16 protein-coding genes are annotated in these 18,487 nt (G+C 60.2%); 3 read left to right on the top strand and 13 right to left on the bottom strand.

Annotation, left to right across the window (positions count from 1 at the left end; genetic code table 11):
* Window positions 1-51 precede the first annotated feature (51 nt).
* Window positions 52-1,287, bottom strand: a complete 1,236-nt coding sequence (locus BLT08_RS15710) for an ABC transporter substrate-binding protein (protein WP_090309689.1) — start codon at window positions 1,285-1,287, stop codon at window positions 52-54.
* Window positions 1,288-1,374: 87 nt separating this feature from the next.
* Window positions 1,375-3,012, bottom strand: a complete 1,638-nt coding sequence (locus BLT08_RS15705; RefSeq protein ID WP_090309686.1) for an ATP-binding cassette domain-containing protein — start codon at window positions 3,010-3,012, stop codon at window positions 1,375-1,377.
* Window positions 3,013-3,173: 161 nt separating this feature from the next.
* Here BLT08_RS15705 and BLT08_RS15700 point away from each other — a divergent pair, with 161 nt between their 5' ends.
* Window positions 3,174-3,920 (top strand): SDR family NAD(P)-dependent oxidoreductase, encoded by a 747-nt coding sequence (locus tag BLT08_RS15700; protein WP_090309683.1) that lies wholly within the window; start codon window positions 3,174-3,176, stop codon window positions 3,918-3,920.
* 20 nt (window positions 3,921-3,940) lie between these two features.
* Here the strand turns inward: BLT08_RS15700 and BLT08_RS15695 are convergent, their stop codons facing one another.
* The 3 genes from BLT08_RS15695 to BLT08_RS15685 all read right to left on the bottom strand — a co-directional run bounded on the left by BLT08_RS15695 (window position 3,941) and on the right by BLT08_RS15685 (window position 5,740).
* On the bottom strand, window positions 3,941-4,927 hold the full coding sequence (locus BLT08_RS15695; protein WP_090309680.1) for an LLM class flavin-dependent oxidoreductase: 987 nt from the start codon (window positions 4,925-4,927) through the stop codon (window positions 3,941-3,943).
* A complete protein-coding gene (locus BLT08_RS15690; RefSeq protein ID WP_090309677.1) occupies window positions 4,924-5,298 on the bottom strand; it encodes a nuclear transport factor 2 family protein in 375 nt (124 codons plus the stop codon). The genes BLT08_RS15695 and BLT08_RS15690 overlap by 4 nt, the downstream gene beginning before the upstream one ends.
* Window positions 5,299-5,440: 142 nt before the next feature.
* On the bottom strand, window positions 5,441-5,740 hold the full coding sequence (locus tag BLT08_RS15685; RefSeq protein ID WP_139171317.1) for a HalOD1 output domain-containing protein: 300 nt from the start codon (window positions 5,738-5,740) through the stop codon (window positions 5,441-5,443).
* Window positions 5,741-5,964: 224 nt separating this feature from the next.
* Between BLT08_RS15685 and BLT08_RS15680 the strand changes: the two genes are divergently transcribed.
* Window positions 5,965-7,341, top strand: a complete 1,377-nt coding sequence (locus tag BLT08_RS15680; protein WP_090310144.1) for an MmgE/PrpD family protein — start codon at window positions 5,965-5,967, stop codon at window positions 7,339-7,341.
* Between the two features lie 81 nt (window positions 7,342-7,422).
* Here the strand turns inward: BLT08_RS15680 and BLT08_RS15675 are convergent, their stop codons facing one another.
* The 7 genes from BLT08_RS15675 to BLT08_RS15645 all read right to left on the bottom strand — a co-directional run bounded on the left by BLT08_RS15675 (window position 7,423) and on the right by BLT08_RS15645 (window position 15,123).
* Window positions 7,423-7,932 carry a 3-isopropylmalate dehydratase small subunit gene (locus BLT08_RS15675; protein WP_090309671.1) on the bottom strand — a complete coding sequence of 170 codons (510 nt, stop codon included), beginning with the start codon at window positions 7,930-7,932 and terminating at the stop codon, window positions 7,423-7,425.
* The gene (locus BLT08_RS15670) at window positions 7,929-9,248 is read right to left on the bottom strand and encodes a 3-isopropylmalate dehydratase large subunit (RefSeq protein ID WP_090309668.1); all 1,320 of its coding nucleotides are present in this window, start codon (window positions 9,246-9,248) and stop codon (window positions 7,929-7,931) included. Before BLT08_RS15670 ends, BLT08_RS15675 begins: the two co-directional genes overlap by 4 nt.
* A gap of 96 nt (window positions 9,249-9,344) precedes the next feature.
* Window positions 9,345-10,301 carry a hydroxymethylglutaryl-CoA lyase gene (locus tag BLT08_RS15665; RefSeq protein ID WP_090309665.1) on the bottom strand — a complete coding sequence of 319 codons (957 nt, stop codon included), beginning with the start codon at window positions 10,299-10,301 and terminating at the stop codon, window positions 9,345-9,347.
* Complete coding sequence (locus BLT08_RS15660) at window positions 10,301-11,512, bottom strand: CaiB/BaiF CoA transferase family protein (protein WP_090309662.1); 1,212 nt, start codon at window positions 11,510-11,512, stop codon at window positions 10,301-10,303. Before BLT08_RS15660 ends, BLT08_RS15665 begins: the two co-directional genes overlap by 1 nt.
* Before the next feature lie 41 nt (window positions 11,513-11,553).
* Window positions 11,554-13,017, bottom strand: a complete 1,464-nt coding sequence (locus BLT08_RS15655; RefSeq protein ID WP_245724239.1) for a dihydroorotase — start codon at window positions 13,015-13,017, stop codon at window positions 11,554-11,556.
* A complete protein-coding gene (locus BLT08_RS15650; protein ID WP_090309656.1) occupies window positions 12,942-13,613 on the bottom strand; it encodes an isochorismatase family protein in 672 nt (223 codons plus the stop codon). Before BLT08_RS15650 ends, BLT08_RS15655 begins: the two co-directional genes overlap by 76 nt.
* A 64-nt stretch (window positions 13,614-13,677) precedes the next feature.
* Window positions 13,678-15,123: an FAD-dependent oxidoreductase gene (locus BLT08_RS15645; protein WP_090309653.1), complete on the bottom strand. Its 1,446-nt coding sequence runs from the start codon at window positions 15,121-15,123 to the stop codon at window positions 13,678-13,680.
* A gap of 318 nt (window positions 15,124-15,441) precedes the next feature.
* On the opposite strand from BLT08_RS15645, the gene BLT08_RS15640 reads away from it, so the two are divergent.
* Window positions 15,442-16,206 (top strand): IclR family transcriptional regulator, encoded by a 765-nt coding sequence (locus tag BLT08_RS15640; protein WP_090309650.1) that lies wholly within the window; start codon window positions 15,442-15,444, stop codon window positions 16,204-16,206.
* A 360-nt stretch (window positions 16,207-16,566) separates the two neighbouring features.
* Here the strand turns inward: BLT08_RS15640 and BLT08_RS15635 are convergent, their stop codons facing one another.
* The gene (locus BLT08_RS15635; RefSeq protein WP_090309647.1) at window positions 16,567-17,706 is read right to left on the bottom strand and encodes a tyrosine-type recombinase/integrase; all 1,140 of its coding nucleotides are present in this window, start codon (window positions 17,704-17,706) and stop codon (window positions 16,567-16,569) included.
* Window positions 17,707-18,487 lie beyond the last annotated feature (781 nt).

The raw sequence follows: 18,487 nt of genomic DNA, 5'->3' as shown, positions 1-18,487 counted from the left end.
TGAGATGGGGCCCACCGGTCCGCTAGCAAACGTAGATAGCATTGCGGGCTGTTAGAGGTCGATTTCGCTTTCGGCGAACTCTTCGGGGGCCACGACTCGGTCTTCGAGGTCTTGGACCTGGAACAGTGGTGCCAGTGCGTTCTCGTTCTCACCGGTCTCGTCGAAGCTGATCGGTGGCATCGCCGCGATGTGGTCGCTGACTTCGATATCGTTGAGCGCGTCGTTGATATCGTCCGGGTCAGCGGAGCCTGCCTCCTCGATGGCAGCGATAATGACCTCCGTTGATGCGTAGGTCATTGCGACGTTAGCATCGAACGACTGGTCGAACTCCTCTTCGAACCGTTCTCGGACCTCCGCGGCACGGTCGTTAGTCGGATCGAGTGCGAAGTTCGTTGCAAGTGCTCCTTCGACAGTGTCACCCATCGACTCCAGCGCGCTTCGGTCGTTGAGCGCCTCGTTCGAACAGCCGGTCAGGAACGGTGGCGCGTAATCCTGATTGTCCATCGCACGGACGAGTTCGACCGTTTCTGCCTCGTACGAAATTGCGATGACGACGTCGGGATCTGCAGACTGAATCTGCGTGACCTGCGTATCGACTGTCTCCCCGAAGTCGACGCTGACCGTTTCCACGACTTCGATATCTTGTTCAGGCAGTTCTTCCTGAAGTCTGTCCCGGACGGACTGACCGAAGTCGATGTCGATGTAGTAGATGGCGGCGGTCTCGATATCGTGACCGGCATCGCGGACTGCTGCCGGCATTAGATCAGCGTGATCGATAGCCATCTGTGCTGCCGGTGGCTGTGGCCGGTAGACGTAATTTAGGTCGTTTTCTTGCAAAATTGCGTCGTCGACGGAGACCGAAATGACCATCGGGACACTGCTGCTTTCGGCTGCACGCGCTGCAGCGTTCGTCACCGGCGACGAGAAACAGCCTGTGAGTACGTCCGCACCATCGTCGACAAGTTCGTCCGCGATCTCACCACCGAGTTCCTGTGCACCCTGATTATCTCCACTAATAACATCGATTTCGGCACCGTCCATCGACTCGATGCCTCCGTCTTCGTTTTTAATCATCGCGGCGAGCTGGACGGCGTTATCCATGCGTGTACCCGTTCCGCCGAGATCTCCGGACAGTGGGTGATTCGATCCGATCACTACCCCATCGCTATCATCGTCCCCGTCGTCTCCAGGGTCCTCACCGACACACCCTGCGAGACCAACGGCGCCCGCTGCACCGATGTATTTGATAAAATTACGCCTGGAAGGCCGGTTGCTATTCTTCCCCATACTGTGCCATGGTGAACGAACCCATATATAGATTTGTGCTTTTCACGGCACAAGTCAAACCATAGATAGAACCGGTGCAGAGAACTATTACTCGAGACCGAGGTAAAGCTCGACGAGCTCGTCCTCGTTCAACAGTTCTTGCGCCGGCCCCTCGAACTGGAGTTGCCCCTGTGCGAGAATGTAGACGTGGTCTGCGATACGGAGTGCTTCTCTGACGTTTTGTTCGACGAGGATTACCTGTGCTCCCTGGTTGACGAGCGTTTCGGTCATTTCGAAGACGTCGTCGACGAGCGAGGGGGCGAGCCCGGCACTGGGTTCGTCCAGCAAGAAGAGTTCCGAGCCGGTCATCATGGCCCGACCGAAGCTCAACATCATCTGTTGGCCGCCGGAGAGCGAACCGCCGTCGGCGTCGAGTTTCTCCTCGAGGGCGGGAAACGCGGCGAGCACGTCATCGAGCCGATCCCGACGCACCGATCGGTCGTTGACTCGGTAGCCACCGAGCAGTAGATTCTCTTTGACCGTCAGATTGCCGAAGATGCCACCGTCCTGTGGCAGCATCACCATCCCGTAGTCGAGGTTTTTGTAGGTGTTTGACTGGGTGATGTCCGTGTCACCGTACCTGATCGAGCCAGACCAGACCGGGACGGCGCCAATCAGCGCTTTGAGCAGCGTCGACTTGCCGCTGCCGTTTGGGCCGAAGATACACGTGATCCCCTCGTGGCTCTCGACAGAGACGTCTTCGATTACTGTGTGGTTGCCGTATCCCGTAACGATATTGTCAGCTACTAACTGCTTCTGTCTCGAGTCGGTGTCACCCGTCGGAACGGACAGCTGTGCCGATGCGCTTGCGTTCGCTGCCGATGTGCCGCCCGATGTTGCCGACGTCCCACCGCTGCCCGCCGTCTCCGGGGAACCATCGGCGACCGTGTCAGCGGTTGCGTCGGATGCCGATCGGCTTCCCTCGAGCGTGTCATCGAGGCCTGCATCGGGATCGGTCGTCTCGCCGAGGTAAGCCTCTCTGACGCGTTCGTCGCTGGTGACGGAGTCGAAATCGCCCTGCATCACGATCTGTCCCTGATTCAAGACGCTTACACGGTCTGTCAGCCCCGAGATGACGCTCATGTCGTGTTCGATGATCACGAACGTCCGTCCCTCGTCGTTTAGCCCCTGGAGGTGATCGATGATGCGAGCCTGAAGTGCGGGATTGACGCCAGCGGTCGGCTCGTCGAGCATGATGCAGCTCGGATCAAGCATCAGGATTCGGCCCAGTTCGAGGAGTTGTTGTTGACCGCCGCTGATATCGCTGGCTTCGTGTTCGGCGATGTGTTCAATCTCGAGTTGCTCGAGGATGTTCTGTGCGCGAGCCCGCTTCTCGTCGGGAATGCGAAGCCCCGAGCCGAGCCCGGCCGTGTAGACGCTCAGGAGGTTCTCCCGCACCGTGAGATCGGTAAACGGGGAGGCGATCTGGAACGTCCGCCCTAGTCCGGCTCTGGCGATTTCGTCTGGGCCGAGATTCGTAACGTCCTCGCCCTCGAAGCGGACCGTACCGCCGTTCGGCTCGAGAAAGCCGGTAACCGTGTTGAAAAACGTTGATTTGCCGCTGCCGTTCGGACCGATGATGCCGTGGACCTCGCCGCGTTCGACGCCGAGGGAGATACCGTCGTTGGCGACCAGCTCGCCGAACGTCTTCCTGAGGTCCGCAGTCTCCAGTATGTAGTCGCTCACATCCGTATATCTGACCAACTTAGCATAAGGGTTTCCCAGCCTCAAACCAGCTTCAGGTTGGCGGCCTGAGAAAAAACGGGGGTTCCCAGAAGGTATAACGTCGTTCCTCACCTCCCTGAATCCGATGCAATGGCTACGACAGGTCGTACGAGAGGGATGGAATGACTGAGCAGTGGTTCAGTGGACGAACGATTGTCATCACGGGCGCTGCCGGAGGTATCGGGCGGGCCTGTGGACGGGCCTTTGCGAAACGCGGTGGGACGGTGATCGCCGGCGACATCGGCGATTGTCAGTCGCTTCTCGAGGCGACGGCGGATGCTCCAGGGGAAGTCCACGCGTTCGAGGTCGACGTCAGAGAACCCGCCGCTCTCGAGCGACTCGTCGAGCGGGCGACTACTCACGGCGGACTCGACGTGCTCGTCAACAACGCCGGTATCGTCGCGCGCGAATCGATCGAGGATCTGGCACCCGACCGATGGCACGACGTGCTCGAGACGAACCTTACGGGCGCGTACAATGCGGTTCAAGCGGCGAGAGAGCCGCTGTGTAACTCCTCGGGATCGATCGTTACGGTGTCGTCCTTGCTCAGCCACATCGGCTACTCGGATCGCGTCGCGTACAGCGCCTCGAAAGGTGGGCTCGATGCGATGACGCGAGCATTGGCGACGGAACTCGGTTCTGAAGGCGTCCGGGTCAATGCGGTCAACCCTGGCTTCATCCGCACGGAGATGACTCAGACGCACCTCGAGGCCGGAAAGGAAGACGATTTCCGAGAGAAAACGACGCTCGACCGCCTCGGCGAGCCCGAAGATGTGGCAGAACTGGTGACGTTTCTCGCGAGCGACAACGCCGCGTTCATCAGCGGTGAGACCATCCTCATCGATGGTGGACAGGCCGTGAAGGGATAGCGGTCCCGCCGATTGCCACCTTACGTTGGTTGGGTTGTCTCGAGGAGTTGCTTCACTGAATCGCGATCGGCTCCGATCGGTGCGCGAACGATGGGCAAATTGACGCCCGCTCTGCGCAACTCCGCAAGTCGCGTTCTGACGGCGGTTTCGTCGCCGATCACTGCAACCTGCTCGAGGAACTCGTCCTCCACGACGGCCGTGGCGGCTTCGGCACTCGACGCGGCTCTCACGCGTTCGATCATCGACTCGAACCCGGCCTCGGACGCCACGCGATCGTAGTAGCCCGGAATGTCTCTGAAGTAGGTCGCGACGTGTGCTGCAGCAGCGTCCCGTGCGACCGCTGGATCGTCGTCTACGGAGACGAGAACGTACATCGCGATGTCGATGTCATCGATGTTTCGGTCGCCCCGCTCCAGGCCGGTTTCGAGCCATTCGGACGCCTGATCGAACGCCTCTCGAGGGTAGAGGTTCGGCAGCCAGCCGTCAGCCAGCTCACCGGTCAGCCGGACGTTCGACGGGCCGAGGGCTGCGTTGTATATCGGAATATCCGACCGTACCGGCTCGAAAGCCTCCCAGAACGACGTCCGCTCGGGCGTGTAGAACTCGCCGTCGAACGCGGAAGGCTCCCCCTCGAGATACCGCCTGACGAGTCTGATGTATTCCGCGAGTCTGGCAATCGGTCGATCGAAGTCGGTCCCGTGGAACGCCTCGACGACGCCCGGATGGGCGACGCCGAGTCCGAGAATCGCTCGACCGTCGGAGTGGTCGTCGAGCGTCGCGAGCGCCTGCGCCGTCGTCGCCGGTGTTCGCGAGAACACGTTGACGATCCCGGTCGCCAACTGAACCTCGTCGGTGACCGTCGCCCACCGCTCGAGTTTCCCGAACGCTGTCTTCCCCTGTCCTTCGGCCGCCCAGATGCTTTCGAAGCCGAGGCGCTCTGCCTCCCGGACGAGTTCGAGGTCGTCTCGCGTCGAAAAGAGGACGCCCGCTCGGGCTCGTGAGCTCACTGGACGACCCCCGCTGCAGCGAGGTCGTTGTAGATGTCGACGCGAGTGATCTGTCCGTCCTCGACGCGATAGATGTCGACGTAACGGACGTCATCGAACCGATTTCCATCGGAATCTACTCCGTAGAGCGTTCCCTGACTTACGACTCGGGCGCCCGATTCTATCCAGTCGTCGAACTCCTTGTCTGCCCACTCGTAGCGCCCCTCGAGCCACTCGAGCATGGCCGTCGCGGCGTTTCCGCCGTCGAAACGGGCTCCCGGTAGCGTGATCACCGCATCCGATGTGAATAGTTCGTCGACGGTCGCGCGTTCGTCTGCGTCCGCCATTCGGTCGAAAAACTCCTCGACGACGGCACGTGGCGTCTGGGTCATACACGTCAGTCGTTGTCGCGACAGTGCTAAAAGCTTGCTCGAGACGCGAGTGACCGAGTGATGGGGAATCTGTCTCCTCCGACGGTTCCTCACCGCTCGATTCGTCTCCCCTAAAGTACGCTATCTCGCTGATGGCGGGGACTCAGTTCGCGGCTCGAACTACGAACCTCGAGGGAGTAACGTCGATCACGTACCCACAGTAGGACACTCGAACGAGTTTGACGCCGTTGTCCGTGTCCGAAAACAGCGCGTCCAGTGCTTCGGGATCGACGGCGTCGAAAAGCGGTGGTAACTCAATCGGGTCACATTCCTCGAGCGTGGCGACGGTCGCGACGATCTGCATACCGAGGCCGCCGGATGGGTTGGAGTTCCAGCTACGGTGGTGAGTCTCCGCTTTCGAATCGACGATAGCGTCACTGTGAGGGCTGTCCTCAGTTGTCATTGTACGAACTGACATGACTCACCAAAATAAAACTTCGTTTCGCACCGATCTTTGATAGTTCGCGCGTCGTGAGACAGGTTTAGGTGCTCCCCGTCGAAACGGGGTAGTATGCGAACTTGTCACAACAGTCGCACCGGCAGTATCGACCACTGGTGGTGCCTACCACGCGCACTCCGATCCTCACTCCGTTCGTCGACTATTACAGCGACCGCGGAGAGGAATCGATGACGACCGACGGGCCGACTCCGACAACCGATTGGGAAGCAGCGATTTTCGACTTCCTCGAGGCACCGATCCCCGATGCGGTGCTCGACTACGGCGCGAAAACTGTCACGGATGTACTCGGTGCAACAGTGGCCGGGAGCGCAGTCGAGCCGTACGCTAGGGCTTGGGATACCGTCGACGTTCCGTCGGGATCGGCCACTGTAATCGGGACGGATCGAACGACGAACCCGGTGCAGGCTGCAACGCTGAACGGAACGGTGGCTATCGTCCAAGAGGTCGAAGAGGGGCACAACACGGGCGGCCACGTCGGCTCCGGGATCGTCGCCGGCGGACTCGCGATGGCCGAACACGCCGACGCGGACGGCGAGACGCTGGTCGAAAGCTGCGTGCGCGCATACGAACTCTGTACCCGACTCGAGGAGGCAATCTTCGCGATGAAAGCTCGGATCAACGAGGCCGTTCCGTGGCTCGTCCGTGATCCACACGCGACGTGGACGACCGTCGGTCCCGCCGTTGCAGCGATTCTCTGTACTGATCCGGAGCCGGAGACCGTTCGAGAGACGTTCCGACTCGCAGCGAACCGAGCCGTGGTCTCGATGGAAGATCCCTACGAGGAAGGGCCACCATCGCGGAACGTGACCGCTGGCGCATCTGCCGGCGTCGGTATCACGATGGCCCAACTCGCCCAGGCCGGCATCCCGGGGTCGGGCGCGGTGATGCAGACGGTGTACGACCCGTTCGAGGACATCTTGCCGGATGGGTTTACGTCCCTGTTCGCTGATCTTGGCAGCGAGTGGGCTATCGCACAAAATTACTTCAAGCCGTACCCGTCGTGTCGGTACACCCACGCTCCGGTCGACGCCCTGCAGGAAATCGACGGCGAGATTCGTCCGGAGGAAGTCGAGAGAATCGTCGTCGATACGTACGCGAACGCCGCGGATATGGCCCACACCACGCCAGAAACACTGACGGGCGCGAAGTTCTCCATTCCGTACGTACTCGCGCGGACGATCCACAGCGGGACACCGACGCTGGAGGACTTCGAACCCGACGCAATCGCCGATTCCGCTGTTCAGGCACTTGCGAACAGCGTCGTCGTCCGTGCGAGCGAGGGGTTCGACGCCGCCTTTCCGGACGACTGGGGTGCCCGCGTGACCGTCGAGTTCACCGACGGCTCCTCGAAGAGCGGCGAGCGACCGTATCCGCGCGGCGACTACCGCGATCCGCTTTCCGACGAGGAGTTCGACGACCGACTCGAATCGCTGCTGGCGTACGGGTTGCCGGCCGGGAGCCGTGAAACAGCAGTCGACGTCGTTCGTTCGCCGAGGGAGTATCGCGCTCGAGAGATCGGGAGCGCACTGCGGATGGATTCGTAACCACGGTACGCGACGGTCACGTTTCTGATCGGCGCGTTACACGCTCGAAACGGACTCGGTCGTCGTGAAAACGAACGCCGATTACGACTGTTCGGCCGTCCCGAGTTTTCGTTTCGTATAGGGCTTGAGTCCACCTTCGTCGACGAGTTCCTGGAGGAACTCGGGCAGTGGTTCGGCGTCGTACCGCTCGCCGGTTTCGTGGTTTCGAACGGCTCCTGCATCGAGATCCATCGTGATCTCGTCACCGTCTTCGATCCGGTGCGCTTCGGGACAGATCATGAGCGGAAGCCCGAGGTTGATCGCGTTCCGAAAGAAGATCCGAGCGAACGACTGGGCGACGACACCGTCGACACCCGCGCCGAGCAACGAGAGCGGCGCGTGCTCTCGAGAGGAACCGCCGCCGAAGTTCTCGCCAGCGACGACGAACTCGCCCTCGCGGACCTTCTCGGAGAACTCGGGTCGGAGATCGTTGAACGCGTGCTCGGCGAGCTCTTCGGGATCCGAGAGGACGATGAACCGGGACGGCGTGATCTGGTCCGTGTCGATGTCGTCGCCGAACACCCACGCGCGGCCGGGTTCGTCGACGGTCATCGAACCACCCCCACGTCGGCGCTCACGTGATCGCCGTAGCGTGTCGTCTCGAGGTCTCGTGGATCCGTAATCTCGCCGTACAGCGCCGTCGCACCCGCGGTCGCTGGACTGCCGAGGTAGACCTGACTGTCCATCGACCCCTCCCGGCCGGGGAAGTTGCGGTTCGCCGTCGCCAGACAGACGTCGTCGTCGCCGAGGACGCCCTGGTGGTAGCCCGCGCAGGCCCCACAGCCCGCGCTCTGGAACGTGGCGCCGGCTTCGACGAGGGTCTCGAGGACGCCGGTCTCGAGGCACTTTTCGTACACTGATTTCGACGCTGGGACGACGATCAGCCGTGTCCCCGGCGCGACCTGCTCGCCAGCGAGGACGTCCGCGACGACGCGGATATCTTCGTAGCGGCCGTTCGTGCAGGTTCCGACGAACACCTGATCGATCCCCGTTCCGACGACGTCGTCGACGTCGACAGCGTTTTCGGGGTTCGAGGGTTTCGAGACCTGCGGTGCGAGGTCGCTCCCCTCGTACGTATAGGTCGCCTCGTAGGTTGCATCGTCGTCCGAGGCGAGGTCGGGATCGACCGACACGTCGAGTGTCGCCTGATCCTCGAGGAACGTTTCGACGCGCTCGTCGGGTTCGACGATGCCGGCTTTCCCGCCCATCTCGATGGCCATATTCGCGAGGACGAGTCGCTGGTGAATCGGTAGCTCCCGAATTGCGGAGCCAGCGTATTCTGCCGTTTTATACGTCGCACCGTCGAAGCCGACGTCACCGATGAATTTCAGGATCAGGTCCTTCGCATAGACGCCGTCTGGGAGATCACCCTGAACTTCGAACCGGATCGTCTCGGGGACCCGGAACCAAAGTTCGCCGGTGGCGAACGTCGTTCCGAGGTCGGTCGAGCCGACGCCGGTGCCGAACGCGCCGAGACCGCCGTACGTCGTCGAGTGCGAGTCCGCACCGATGACCAGTTGGCCGGGCTCGACGAACCCCTCTTCGATCATCACCTGATGGCAGATTCCGTCGTTGATCTCGTACTGGTGGGTGCCGTACTCCGCCGCGAACTCGCGGAGGATGTTGTGGTTGTTCGCCGCTTCGACGCCGTCTGCCGGCGCGTGGTGGTCGAGGGTGAAGACGATGTCGTCAGCCGTGGGCAGCTCGCTCTTCTCGTCGGTTACGTCCTCGAAGACCTCGATCGCCAACGGGCCGGTGACGTCGTGGGTGACCATCGAGTCGACGATCGCCTCGACGTACGCGCCCGCAGTAACGTCCCGTCCCGATTTCTCGGAGAGAATCTTTTCGGTTATCGTTTTAGCTGTCATAGTCTCTTTCGTCGTTCGCGTGGTATCAGTGTTTGCTCGGTATCCGCGTTCGATTCGCGCGTCGTTCGGGAGCCGTCCGTACGCTCGCCCATCGAGCTACTTTTTCCGGCTCGGTTCGGTCTCTGCCGTCTCGAGAACCTGCTCTCGCGTTCCGCCCATCAGCGCTCGACTCGGCGTCCCGAGATCGAGTCGGTCCGCGACGTTGGTTGCGACTTCGAGCAGTCGCTCCTCGTCGACGTTCGTCCGAACGCCCATATCGTGGAGCATGTTGACGAGATCCTCTGTCGGGGTGTTCCCAACGTCGCCGAGGCCGCCCGGGAGAATGGTCCCGCCACCGAGTCCGCAGACGGATGTGTCGAAGCGACTGACGCCACACTGCATCGCCGCGAGCGTATTGGCGAGGCTCATCCCGTTCGTATCGTGGAGATGGAGTCCGACGTCCGCGTCGGGGTGGCGATCGTACACCGCCGACAGTCGCTCGGTCACCTGCCGGGGATCGGCCATCCCCATCGTCGTCGCCAGCGTCACCTCGTCGACGCCGGCCTCGAGCACACGGTCGACGACCGACAGCGTTTGCTCTGCGTCGATCTCGCCGTCGTAGGGGCAGAAGAAACTCGTTCCCAGCCCCGCCTCGACCTCGATATCCGTTCCGTCTGCGAGGTCGACGATAGCTTCGACCTGTTCGAGGTTCTCCTCGAGGCTCATCCCCTGATTCTTTTCGCGATAGCCGTCACTGATGACGACCAGGGCGTTGACTTTGTCGACGTCGGCGTCGATCGCTCGTTCCATCCCGACGGTGTTTGGCACCAACGCTCGGTAACAGACGTCGTCGCGCCGCTCGATTCGCTCGGCGACCTCGGCGGCGTCCCGCAAGCTCGGTACGGCTTTCGGATGCGTGAACGAGGTGAACTCGATCTCGTCGACCCCCGTCGTGGAGAGCGCGTCGATCAGCTCGACCTTCTCGTCGGTCGGGATGAACTCGGGATAGCGTTGGAAGCCGTCTCGCGGGAGCATCTCGACGATGGTCGCCGACTCGGGCAGGCTCAGGTCCATCAGAGCACACCCTCCTCTTCGAGTTCCGCGAGGACGTCTTCGTCATAGGAGAGGAACTCGCCGTAGACCTCCTCGTTGTGTTCGCCGAGGCCGGGGCCCAAATGGTCGACCCGACCGGGCGTCTCGCTGAACTTGGGGATCGTGTTCTGGACGGACGCCTCGCCGAGATCCGGGTCGTCGACGGTGATGACGGCGTCCCGAGCCTGATAGTGTTCGTCCTCGACGATGTCTGCGACGTTGTAGACCGGTGCGATAGTCGCGTCGTGTTTTTCGAAGGTCTCGAGGATCTCCTCGCGGCTGTGGTCAGCCATCCAACGCTGGATGACCTCGTCCAGCTCTTCGACGTTCTCGAGGCGACTCTCGTTGTCCGCGAATCGAGGATCGGCTTTCAGTTCCGGTCGACCGATGGCATCGAAAGTTCGCATCGCGATCGGCTGGGCGCTCGCGGAGAGGGCTACCCAGCGGTCGTCTCCTGTCCGATAGACGTTCCGCGGGGCTGAGGACGTCGAGCGATTCCCGGAGCGACGGGCGACTTCGCCCGTCTGGTCATACGTGAGCGGAAACGGTCCGATCAGGTTGAAGATCGGTTCGATGAGGCTGACGTCGATATACTGGCCCGTGCCGCCGTTGACGTCCCGGTGATACAGCGCGAACATCACCGAAAACGTTGCGTAGAGCGCGGCAATGTTGTCGGCCAGTCCCGTCGGCGGGAGCAGTGGTTCGCGATCCTCGAAGCCGTTGACGTAGGCGAAGCCGCTCATCGCCTCCGCGAGCGTGCCGAACCCTGGCTTTTCGGAGTACGGACCGGTCTGGCCGTAGCCCGACATTCGCAACATGACGAGTTCTGGGTTCTCCTCGGAGAGCGCCTCCCAGCCGAGGTTCCACCGCTCGAGCGTCCCCGGACGGAAGTTCTCGATAAGCACGTCAGCTTCCGAGACGAGGTCCCGAAAGACGGTCTGTCCGCGCTCGGCGGAGACGTCGAGCGTGACTGACCGCTTGTTTCGACTCAGATACTTGTGCCACATCCCGGTCCCGTCCTTCTGGGTTCCGAAGTTCCGGATGTGGTCGCCGTGTTCTGGGTGTTCGATCTTGATGACGTCCGCGCCGAAATCGGCGAGAAATCGGCCGACGGTCGGCCCGGAGATCATCGATCCTGCTTCGATTACGGTGAGTCCCTCGAGGGGGCTCGTCTCAGTCTGTGATTGTGGCATACTGTGTGGCAGTCGTCTCTGTTATCGGTGTCTTCGAATCGCTACAGCGGGCGGTCGACGTGGGTCCCCGTTCCGGGTTCGGCGAGGACCTGTCCCTCCTCGTATGCGAGTTCACCGCCGACGATGGTTTGTGTCGGCCAGCCGGTCACGGCTCGCCCGTCGTAGATCGAGTAGTCGGCGACACTCTGGAGACGTTCCGGCGTCACCGTCTTCGTCTCCTCGAGGTCGACGACAACGAGGTCAGCGTCGCTGCCGACGCGAACCGTCCCCTTCTTCGGATAGAGGTTCCAGGCTTTCGCCGTGTTCGTACTCGTCACGTCGACGGCGCGCTCGAGGCTAATTCGGCCCTCGTTGACGCCTTCCGAGAGGATCAGCGGGAGCATGGTCCCGCTCGAGGGGAAGCCGAGTTTGCTCTCGCGGATCGTCTCGCCGATCTTCTCGTCGGTCGTGTTCGCACAGTGGTCGGTGCCGATACAGGAGATCGTGCCGTCGGCCAGCCGGTTCCAGAGCGTTTCCTGATCTTCGGCGTGGCGTACCGGCGGGTTGACCTTCATTCGATCGTCGCATTCCTCGGACGTCAGCGTCAGGTAGTGCGTGCAGGTTTCTCCCGTAACGTCGTAGCCAGCTTCCTGTAGCGTCGCGAGTTCGTCCGCGGTTCGGCCCGCACTGACATGGACGGCGTAGAAGCTGTCGTCGTAGCCGTGTTGGCGGGCAAGACTTGCACCGGCCACGAGACTTTGTGCCTCCGCGTAGTCGGGGAACTCCTCGACGAAGACCTCGTACTCCTCCTCCTCGGCGGTTTCGTCCGCCTCGGTCTCGATGTACGGGTTCCCGCCCGCGAGCGCGTTCGTAATCTCGACGTTTTCGGAGTGGTAACCGAGCGTCGTCGGCTCATCTTGCTTAGCGAGGGTCTCGATGAATTTGCTGCCGAAGTCGTCGCGCATCTCGCAGTCGACGCCGAACTTCTCGCTGGCAGCGTACTTGTAGTTCATGTACCACTTGAACGTGGTAATCCCGAACTCGTCGATGATCGTCGGAATCTCTTCGACGTGCTCGAACGAGAGCAGACCGAGCGAGAAGAAGTAGTCGTGGCGGTAGTTCGACTCCGCCGCCTCAACGTAGTCGTCCATGATCTTCTCGTAGGACCCCGGTCGCCGGAAGAAGTTTCCGGTCGTCGTGACGCCACCGACGAGATCCGACCGACTCTCAGTATTCGCGTCCTCCGCGAGCGAGTTGTAGATCCCGTGGTGCGTGTGGGGATCGATGGCCCCCGGCAGGACGTGCTTTTCGTCGGCGTCGATGATCTCTTCGGCCTCGAGGGAGCCGTGGCTTCCGATCGCAGCGATCGTTCCGTCTTCGGCGGCGACGTCGGCTTCCAGGAGTCCGCTTTCGGTCACGAGCGTTCCGTTCGTGATGACGAGATCGTAGCTCATGACTCGTGCTCCATAGACTCGAGATAGGCTTCGACTTCGTCGGTCTCCAGTACCTCTGCGTACTTCATCCACATGTCGAGCAGTCCGATCTTATGGGAGGCTTCAATTCGGTCGAAAATACACTCCTGGGGCAGGACCACGTCGAAGCCGTGTTGCTGGGCGTCGACCGTCGTCGCCCGTACACAGCCGCTGGTCGAGTTACCGACGACGACCAGCGTGTCGACGTCGTTGCGGTTCAGTTGGGCGAGCAGATCGGTGCCGTAGAAGGCACTGGCGTAGCTCTTGTCGATAACCGTTTCGTCGGGTTCGGGTGCGACGGGATCGACGATCTGTAGATCGTCGTGGTTCGGATCGTCGTACGAACTTGGCACGACCCGCGTGTAGCTGACTGGAATGTCGTTGCCCCGGGCGAACTCGAGGAACGCTGCGATCCGGTCGACGGCATCCCAAGCAATTTCGCCCATCGCGGTTCGATGCTCCTCGACGGCCTCGAGAATGGGGACGTTGTCACCGACGATGAGTTCCTGTACGTCGATCACGAGCACCATCGGGTTCGATCCGGCCCCCCGAGATTCCCACGATGACGCCCCTTCCTTGTCGTATCCCGCTTTTTCGATAACCCGTTTGTCCTGCTCGGTGAGCAGATCCTCCCAGATACGCTTCGTCATACAGTGAATCGTGGTAAGCGAACGATTATAAAGATGCGCACTCAGTTTGACTTTCCAACCTATCTTATCGGCCGTCCTCGAGGGTCGATGCCGCGTGTAACCCGGCGAGTCGGCCGAGGCCGAGCGCGGTCGTGAGCCCGTTGCCACTCAGGTACCCACCCGATCCGTGACCGCTGATTCCGACCGCAGATCCGCCGCCAGCGTAGAGGTTATCGACGACATCGCCGTCCGTTTTGCGAACACGGCCGTGTTCGTCGACGACCAGCCCGCCCTGTGTGTGAAACAGTGAACCGGTGACCGTCGCGCCATAGAACGGTGGTTCGAGGATGGTCCGACCGTCGACTCGGCCGACATCATCGGGCTCGTCGCTTCGGATCGCGTCGTTGTAGGATTCGAGCGCATCGGCCGTCGTTTTCGGGTCGCAGCCGAGTTTTTCGGCGAGCATCTCGATGTCGGGTGCACTGCGGTACGATCCGAGATCGACTGCCTCGTCGAAATCGTCGAACTCGCCCTCGAGTTTCTCGAAGATTCGTTCGTCGAAAATCTCGTAGGCGACGCTACCGGACTGTTCGACGACGTCGAGTGCTAGCGCGGAGTACCCTTTCGCTTCGTTCCCGAATCGCCTGCCGTTTTCATTGACGAGAAAGCCGCCATTCATGATGATGGCGTAGGTCGATAACGCACCCGTCCCCTGGACGACCGTTGCGTGGCCCTGATAGGAGTCCATACACGCTAATTCGGCGTCGAGTGCTGCTCCCCATCGGATGCCGTCGCCGGTGTTTCCATCGGAGCCGAAATAAAGCGCTTCAGCGATCTGCCCACAGTGCCGTTCGACCATTTGCCTATTCCCGGCGAACCCGTCCGTGGCGAGAATGACTTTTTCGGCTCCAATTACCTCCTCGTGGGTTTCACCGGCAACGGCCCCGACGACGGCGTCGCCGTCCGCAACGAGTTTCGTGACAGGTGTGTGTTTGAGTAGTTCGATGGTTTCGGTCGCCTCGATTCGCTCGCTTAGCTCCTCGATCAGGTTCTCGCCGTTGCGGCCTGCTGGGGCGTGCATTCGGTACGCCGAGTGTTTCGGATATTTAAAATCATCTACGAGGTTGAGCGTGATATCCCAGTCGTCCACGAGCCAATGTATCAGGTTCTTGCTCTCCGTACAGAGGTGTTCAACCATCGCTTCGTCCGCTTCGTGGTCGTTCTTCTCGAGGATGTCACGCGCCATGTCGGCTGGTTCCTCCTCGATACCCACTTCGCGCTGGAATCTGGTTCCGGCGGCGGGGACCATCCCCGTCGACAGGGATGTGTTCCCACCCAGTCGGTGTGACTTCTCGAGCACCGTTATCGTTCCATCCGTCCGGTCGGCTGCGGCGAGTGCAGCGACAAGACCGGTACCACCACCGCCGGCAATGAGTACGTCGGTTTCGACATCGATCGTTACGTCGGCGACATCGACGACCTCCGGTGTGGGGTCCTCAAGCGTTCGCTCTCCCAGTTCTGGTGTTGCCATACCAGCTACGTGAGTCCCACCGTTATGTAAACTTATCCCAGCACGGTCTATGTGAGTGTCTGAACTTTCTTCCCTACTGTTCGACACGCTGACTACTAACGCTCGAATCCGTTACTGTTCGGCGATAGCGAACAGATGCAGACCTGGTGGATCGATAGCAATCGGTATCGGATGGAGTATATCGTGTGTGATCACGTACCACCACGGTTGTGGTCCTCTCGGTTGCTCCCAACGACTGTCTCATCGGTTATCCGTTCGAGAACGACGGTCGCTGTTCGGCAGGAAAGAACTTAGGGGGTCCGGCGCCTTTACACGGCTATGACAGCCAGTTCCCCGGGACAAATACAGTCGGTGCAAACGACCTTTGCGATTCTCGAGTATATTCGAGACAGCGAAGGCGCAGGTGTGACCGACGTCGCAGACGCATTTTCGGTATCGAAAAGTACCGCTCACGGCCACCTCTCGACGCTTGCATCGCTCGGATACATCGTCGACGTCGACGGCAAGTATCGGATCGGGCTGCAGTTTCTGGAATTCGGCCATCACGCGCGGTCGCGGTACAACCTCTATGAGGCGGCCAAGCCGGAGGCTGATCAGCTTGCACAGTTGACCGGTGAGCGCTGTCAGATAATGGTTGTCGAAGATTTTCGTGGCGTCTACATCTACCAGACGGCGGGTGAGCAAGCCGTCCAGACTGACTCACATATCGGTGGCACCGTGGATCTTCACTGTACTGCCGTTGGCAAATCCTATCTCGCGTATCTTCCGGACAACGAACTCGAGGCCTACCTCGAACAGGTTGGGCTTGATGAGCGGACGAAACACACGATCACGGACCCGGAGAAGTTCCGTGAGGAGATCGAACGGGTTCGCGAGCAGGGATACGCTCGTAATCTCGAGGAGCGAATTGAGGGTATGAACGCGTTTGGCGCACCGATTCTTACCGAAGACGGCGAGGTGCTGGGCGCGATCAGCGTTTCGGTCCCGACCACACGTATCGACGACTCAGTCGACGAAAATGAACTGGTCGAGCAGATTCGCCGCAGTGCTCGTGTCATTACGATTAGAACCACGTACAGTTAGTAACGTTCGGTACTGGAGAACTCGATAGTTGCTTCCGGCAACTGACTCGCCGAACCGCTCGCAATTGGTCGCAATAAATTATGTACGTCGGTCTCCTGTTCGGTGAAGGGGAACGATTTCACTGAAATCAACCGCGTAGTATCAGTTCTCGGGTAGCCGACGGCTGGTCGGGTCCGGACATTCGCATACCGTTCTACCACGCGAAATTACAATAGTACCTTTGTAATTCATTCTCTCCCTAGATGGCTGTTCGACCTATTCCGTTGGCGATCCTGACACTACACAAGCAAGTCACAGAATCCGATTAACTTCCGTCTGTAATTCACGGTAGCTATCAAATCGTCATCCGGACTGGCCACTTTACGTATCGTGCTCTGTAAAGGCGTCACCAGCGTCTTTGGCCATCTCTTTCGCCTCGATGTGTGAGTACGACTGGCGAACCACTTCCTCGCTGTTGTCCAGGAGCCGAGCGGCGGCAGTGAACCCGCGCTGGCGGACCATCACTTCGCCAGCACCACGTCGGCCGCCGTGGGGTGCGAGATAGCCGTGTTTATCCTCGAGTTCGATCCCCGCGTCCGCACACAGCCGTCGCATGACCCGCCGGGCGCCGTCCGTATTGATCGACGGTGGCGCCAGCTCCCACTCACGAAACGCCTCGAAAACGTCCAGTTGACCGGTGAGCTCGTCGACGAGCGTCTCGATCTCGTCCGACGACCAGTCATGTCCGTCTCGCAGTCCCGTACGGAGCGTCTCGTAGAGCGAGGGCAGGTGAAACGTCGGAAACACCGGCCACTCGTCGCCGGCAGGATCGGCCACTCTTTTGTATCGCGACATAGGATTTATAGCTTGTTTCGTCAGTGATCGATCTGACCAGTCCTGTTTCTTCGCGAGGACGGTCATCCGCCGGTCCTCGAGCGAGACGTCCCCCCATTTGAGCCCGTTTCGCCGGTCGTCTTTCGGATCCGCAAAAATTTCGCCGCCGCGGACGCCGGAGTAACAGAGCACGTAGACGAGTGCTCGGTCCCGATACGCTCTGATGGTCTCAAACCCCTGCTCGTCGAGGGCGTCGTGGGCCCGTCCGTCGACGTATCGGGTGATCAGCAGCCGATGCTCGTCGGTCCAGGCCTGCTGGTCGCCCGATCGACGGCCGTCGTTCTCCGGCAGCGGCTCCTTCGCGACGTTTCGCTGGGCGTAGTTCGCCTCGAGGAGTCCCTCGCGAACGCACCAGCCGATATACGCGCTGACCTGCGCGTAATAAGTCCGAACGGTTCCCGGCGCGAGATCGCGACTCGCGAGTTCGCGGGCGTACCGCCGAAACGTTCGCTCGTCGATCTCGTCGAAGGTCGTTCCCGACCGAGAATCCGCCTCGAGCCACGCGAGGAAGTCCTCGACGCAGCGCTCGAGGTTCCGTCGGTAGTTCCCGCTTCCCTCGCCGCCCTTGGACTTCGATCGAAGGAACTCCTCGAGCGGCGCCCCAACGGCTGTCGGTTTCGAATTCACGCCTGACCACCCTCGAGAGCCCGGATCTGGCTAGATTTCATCGGTCGTGATTGATAGAGGGAGGCGACCATCATAAAACCACACTTGATTATTGTGCTAATCAAGAGTGACTGGTGTCGCCCACAACTCTGCCGATTTCTCCTATTTCAACCACCGTAAGCTACGTTACCCACATCTATAAATCATATAATGATATACCGAATTCGGGCGGCGTCCACCTCCCACAGATACGGCGTTTGGATTACTACAGATCGTCAATCTTCTACACATGACGGTTGTACTGTTCATATGGATCTCGCTAGGAGCTAGAGCAGGAGTTTGTCATTGGAGCCGCCAGGATCGTGCCAGCGAATCGTGGCTTACGCAGGAACTGGCATGAACGTCTCCGTCAACCACTATCTTTGTCCGCTACGACTGCTAAACAGATGTATTTCGGGCACGCTACCCCTTCGGTCGGACTTGCAATCGATCTATCCCTTTCTTTCACCCTCATCATTTACATCCATACTATTGTAATATATTGGGTCCATCGGGTACGAAAAACTCATAGTCAGTATCGTATCAACGACAGTCGGGATACTCATCCTACCATGCCGGTTCTACATCCCATATTGTACGATACAATATATTTGCAATTTAAATAGCGTCTAACAAAAGCCTTATTCGCGCAATATCGGTCGTTCATCCCAAATTACACATTCCCAGTTCGGTTTTGATTCTGGCCGGGGGATCAATTCTGTCCTGTTATAACAGTCGGCTCAACTGAGTTGCGCCATATTAT

Source organism: Natronorubrum texcoconense (assembly GCF_900100335.1).
Classification (GTDB): domain Archaea; phylum Halobacteriota; class Halobacteria; order Halobacteriales; family Natrialbaceae; genus Natronorubrum; species Natronorubrum texcoconense.
This window is presented reverse-complemented; position numbering and strand designations above follow the sequence as displayed.

What these genes read in the sequence shown, in the direction of transcription:
- BLT08_RS15710 (WP_090309689.1), bottom strand. Translation starts at nt 1,287, where the DNA reads ATGGGGAAGAATAGCAACCGGCCTTCCAGGCGTAATTTTATCAAATAC.
- BLT08_RS15700 (WP_090309683.1), top strand. Translation starts at nt 3,174, where the DNA reads ATGACTGAGCAGTGGTTCAGTGGACGAACGATTGTCATCACGGGCGCT.
- BLT08_RS15690 (WP_090309677.1), bottom strand. Translation starts at nt 5,298, where the DNA reads ATGACCCAGACGCCACGTGCCGTCGTCGAGGAGTTTTTCGACCGAATG.
- BLT08_RS15685 (WP_139171317.1), bottom strand. Translation starts at nt 5,740, where the DNA reads ATGACAACTGAGGACAGCCCTCACAGTGACGCTATCGTCGATTCGAAA.
- BLT08_RS15680 (WP_090310144.1), top strand. Translation starts at nt 5,965, where the DNA reads ATGACGACCGACGGGCCGACTCCGACAACCGATTGGGAAGCAGCGATT.
- BLT08_RS15675 (WP_090309671.1), bottom strand. Translation starts at nt 7,932, where the DNA reads ATGACCGTCGACGAACCCGGCCGCGCGTGGGTGTTCGGCGACGACATC.
- BLT08_RS15670 (WP_090309668.1), bottom strand. Translation starts at nt 9,248, where the DNA reads ATGACAGCTAAAACGATAACCGAAAAGATTCTCTCCGAGAAATCGGGA.
- BLT08_RS15665 (WP_090309665.1), bottom strand. Translation starts at nt 10,301, where the DNA reads ATGGACCTGAGCCTGCCCGAGTCGGCGACCATCGTCGAGATGCTCCCG.
- BLT08_RS15660 (WP_090309662.1), bottom strand. Translation starts at nt 11,512, where the DNA reads ATGCCACAATCACAGACTGAGACGAGCCCCCTCGAGGGACTCACCGTA.
- BLT08_RS15650 (WP_090309656.1), bottom strand. Translation starts at nt 13,613, where the DNA reads ATGACGAAGCGTATCTGGGAGGATCTGCTCACCGAGCAGGACAAACGG.
- BLT08_RS15645 (WP_090309653.1), bottom strand. Translation starts at nt 15,123, where the DNA reads ATGGCAACACCAGAACTGGGAGAGCGAACGCTTGAGGACCCCACACCG.
- BLT08_RS15640 (WP_090309650.1), top strand. Translation starts at nt 15,442, where the DNA reads ATGACAGCCAGTTCCCCGGGACAAATACAGTCGGTGCAAACGACCTTT.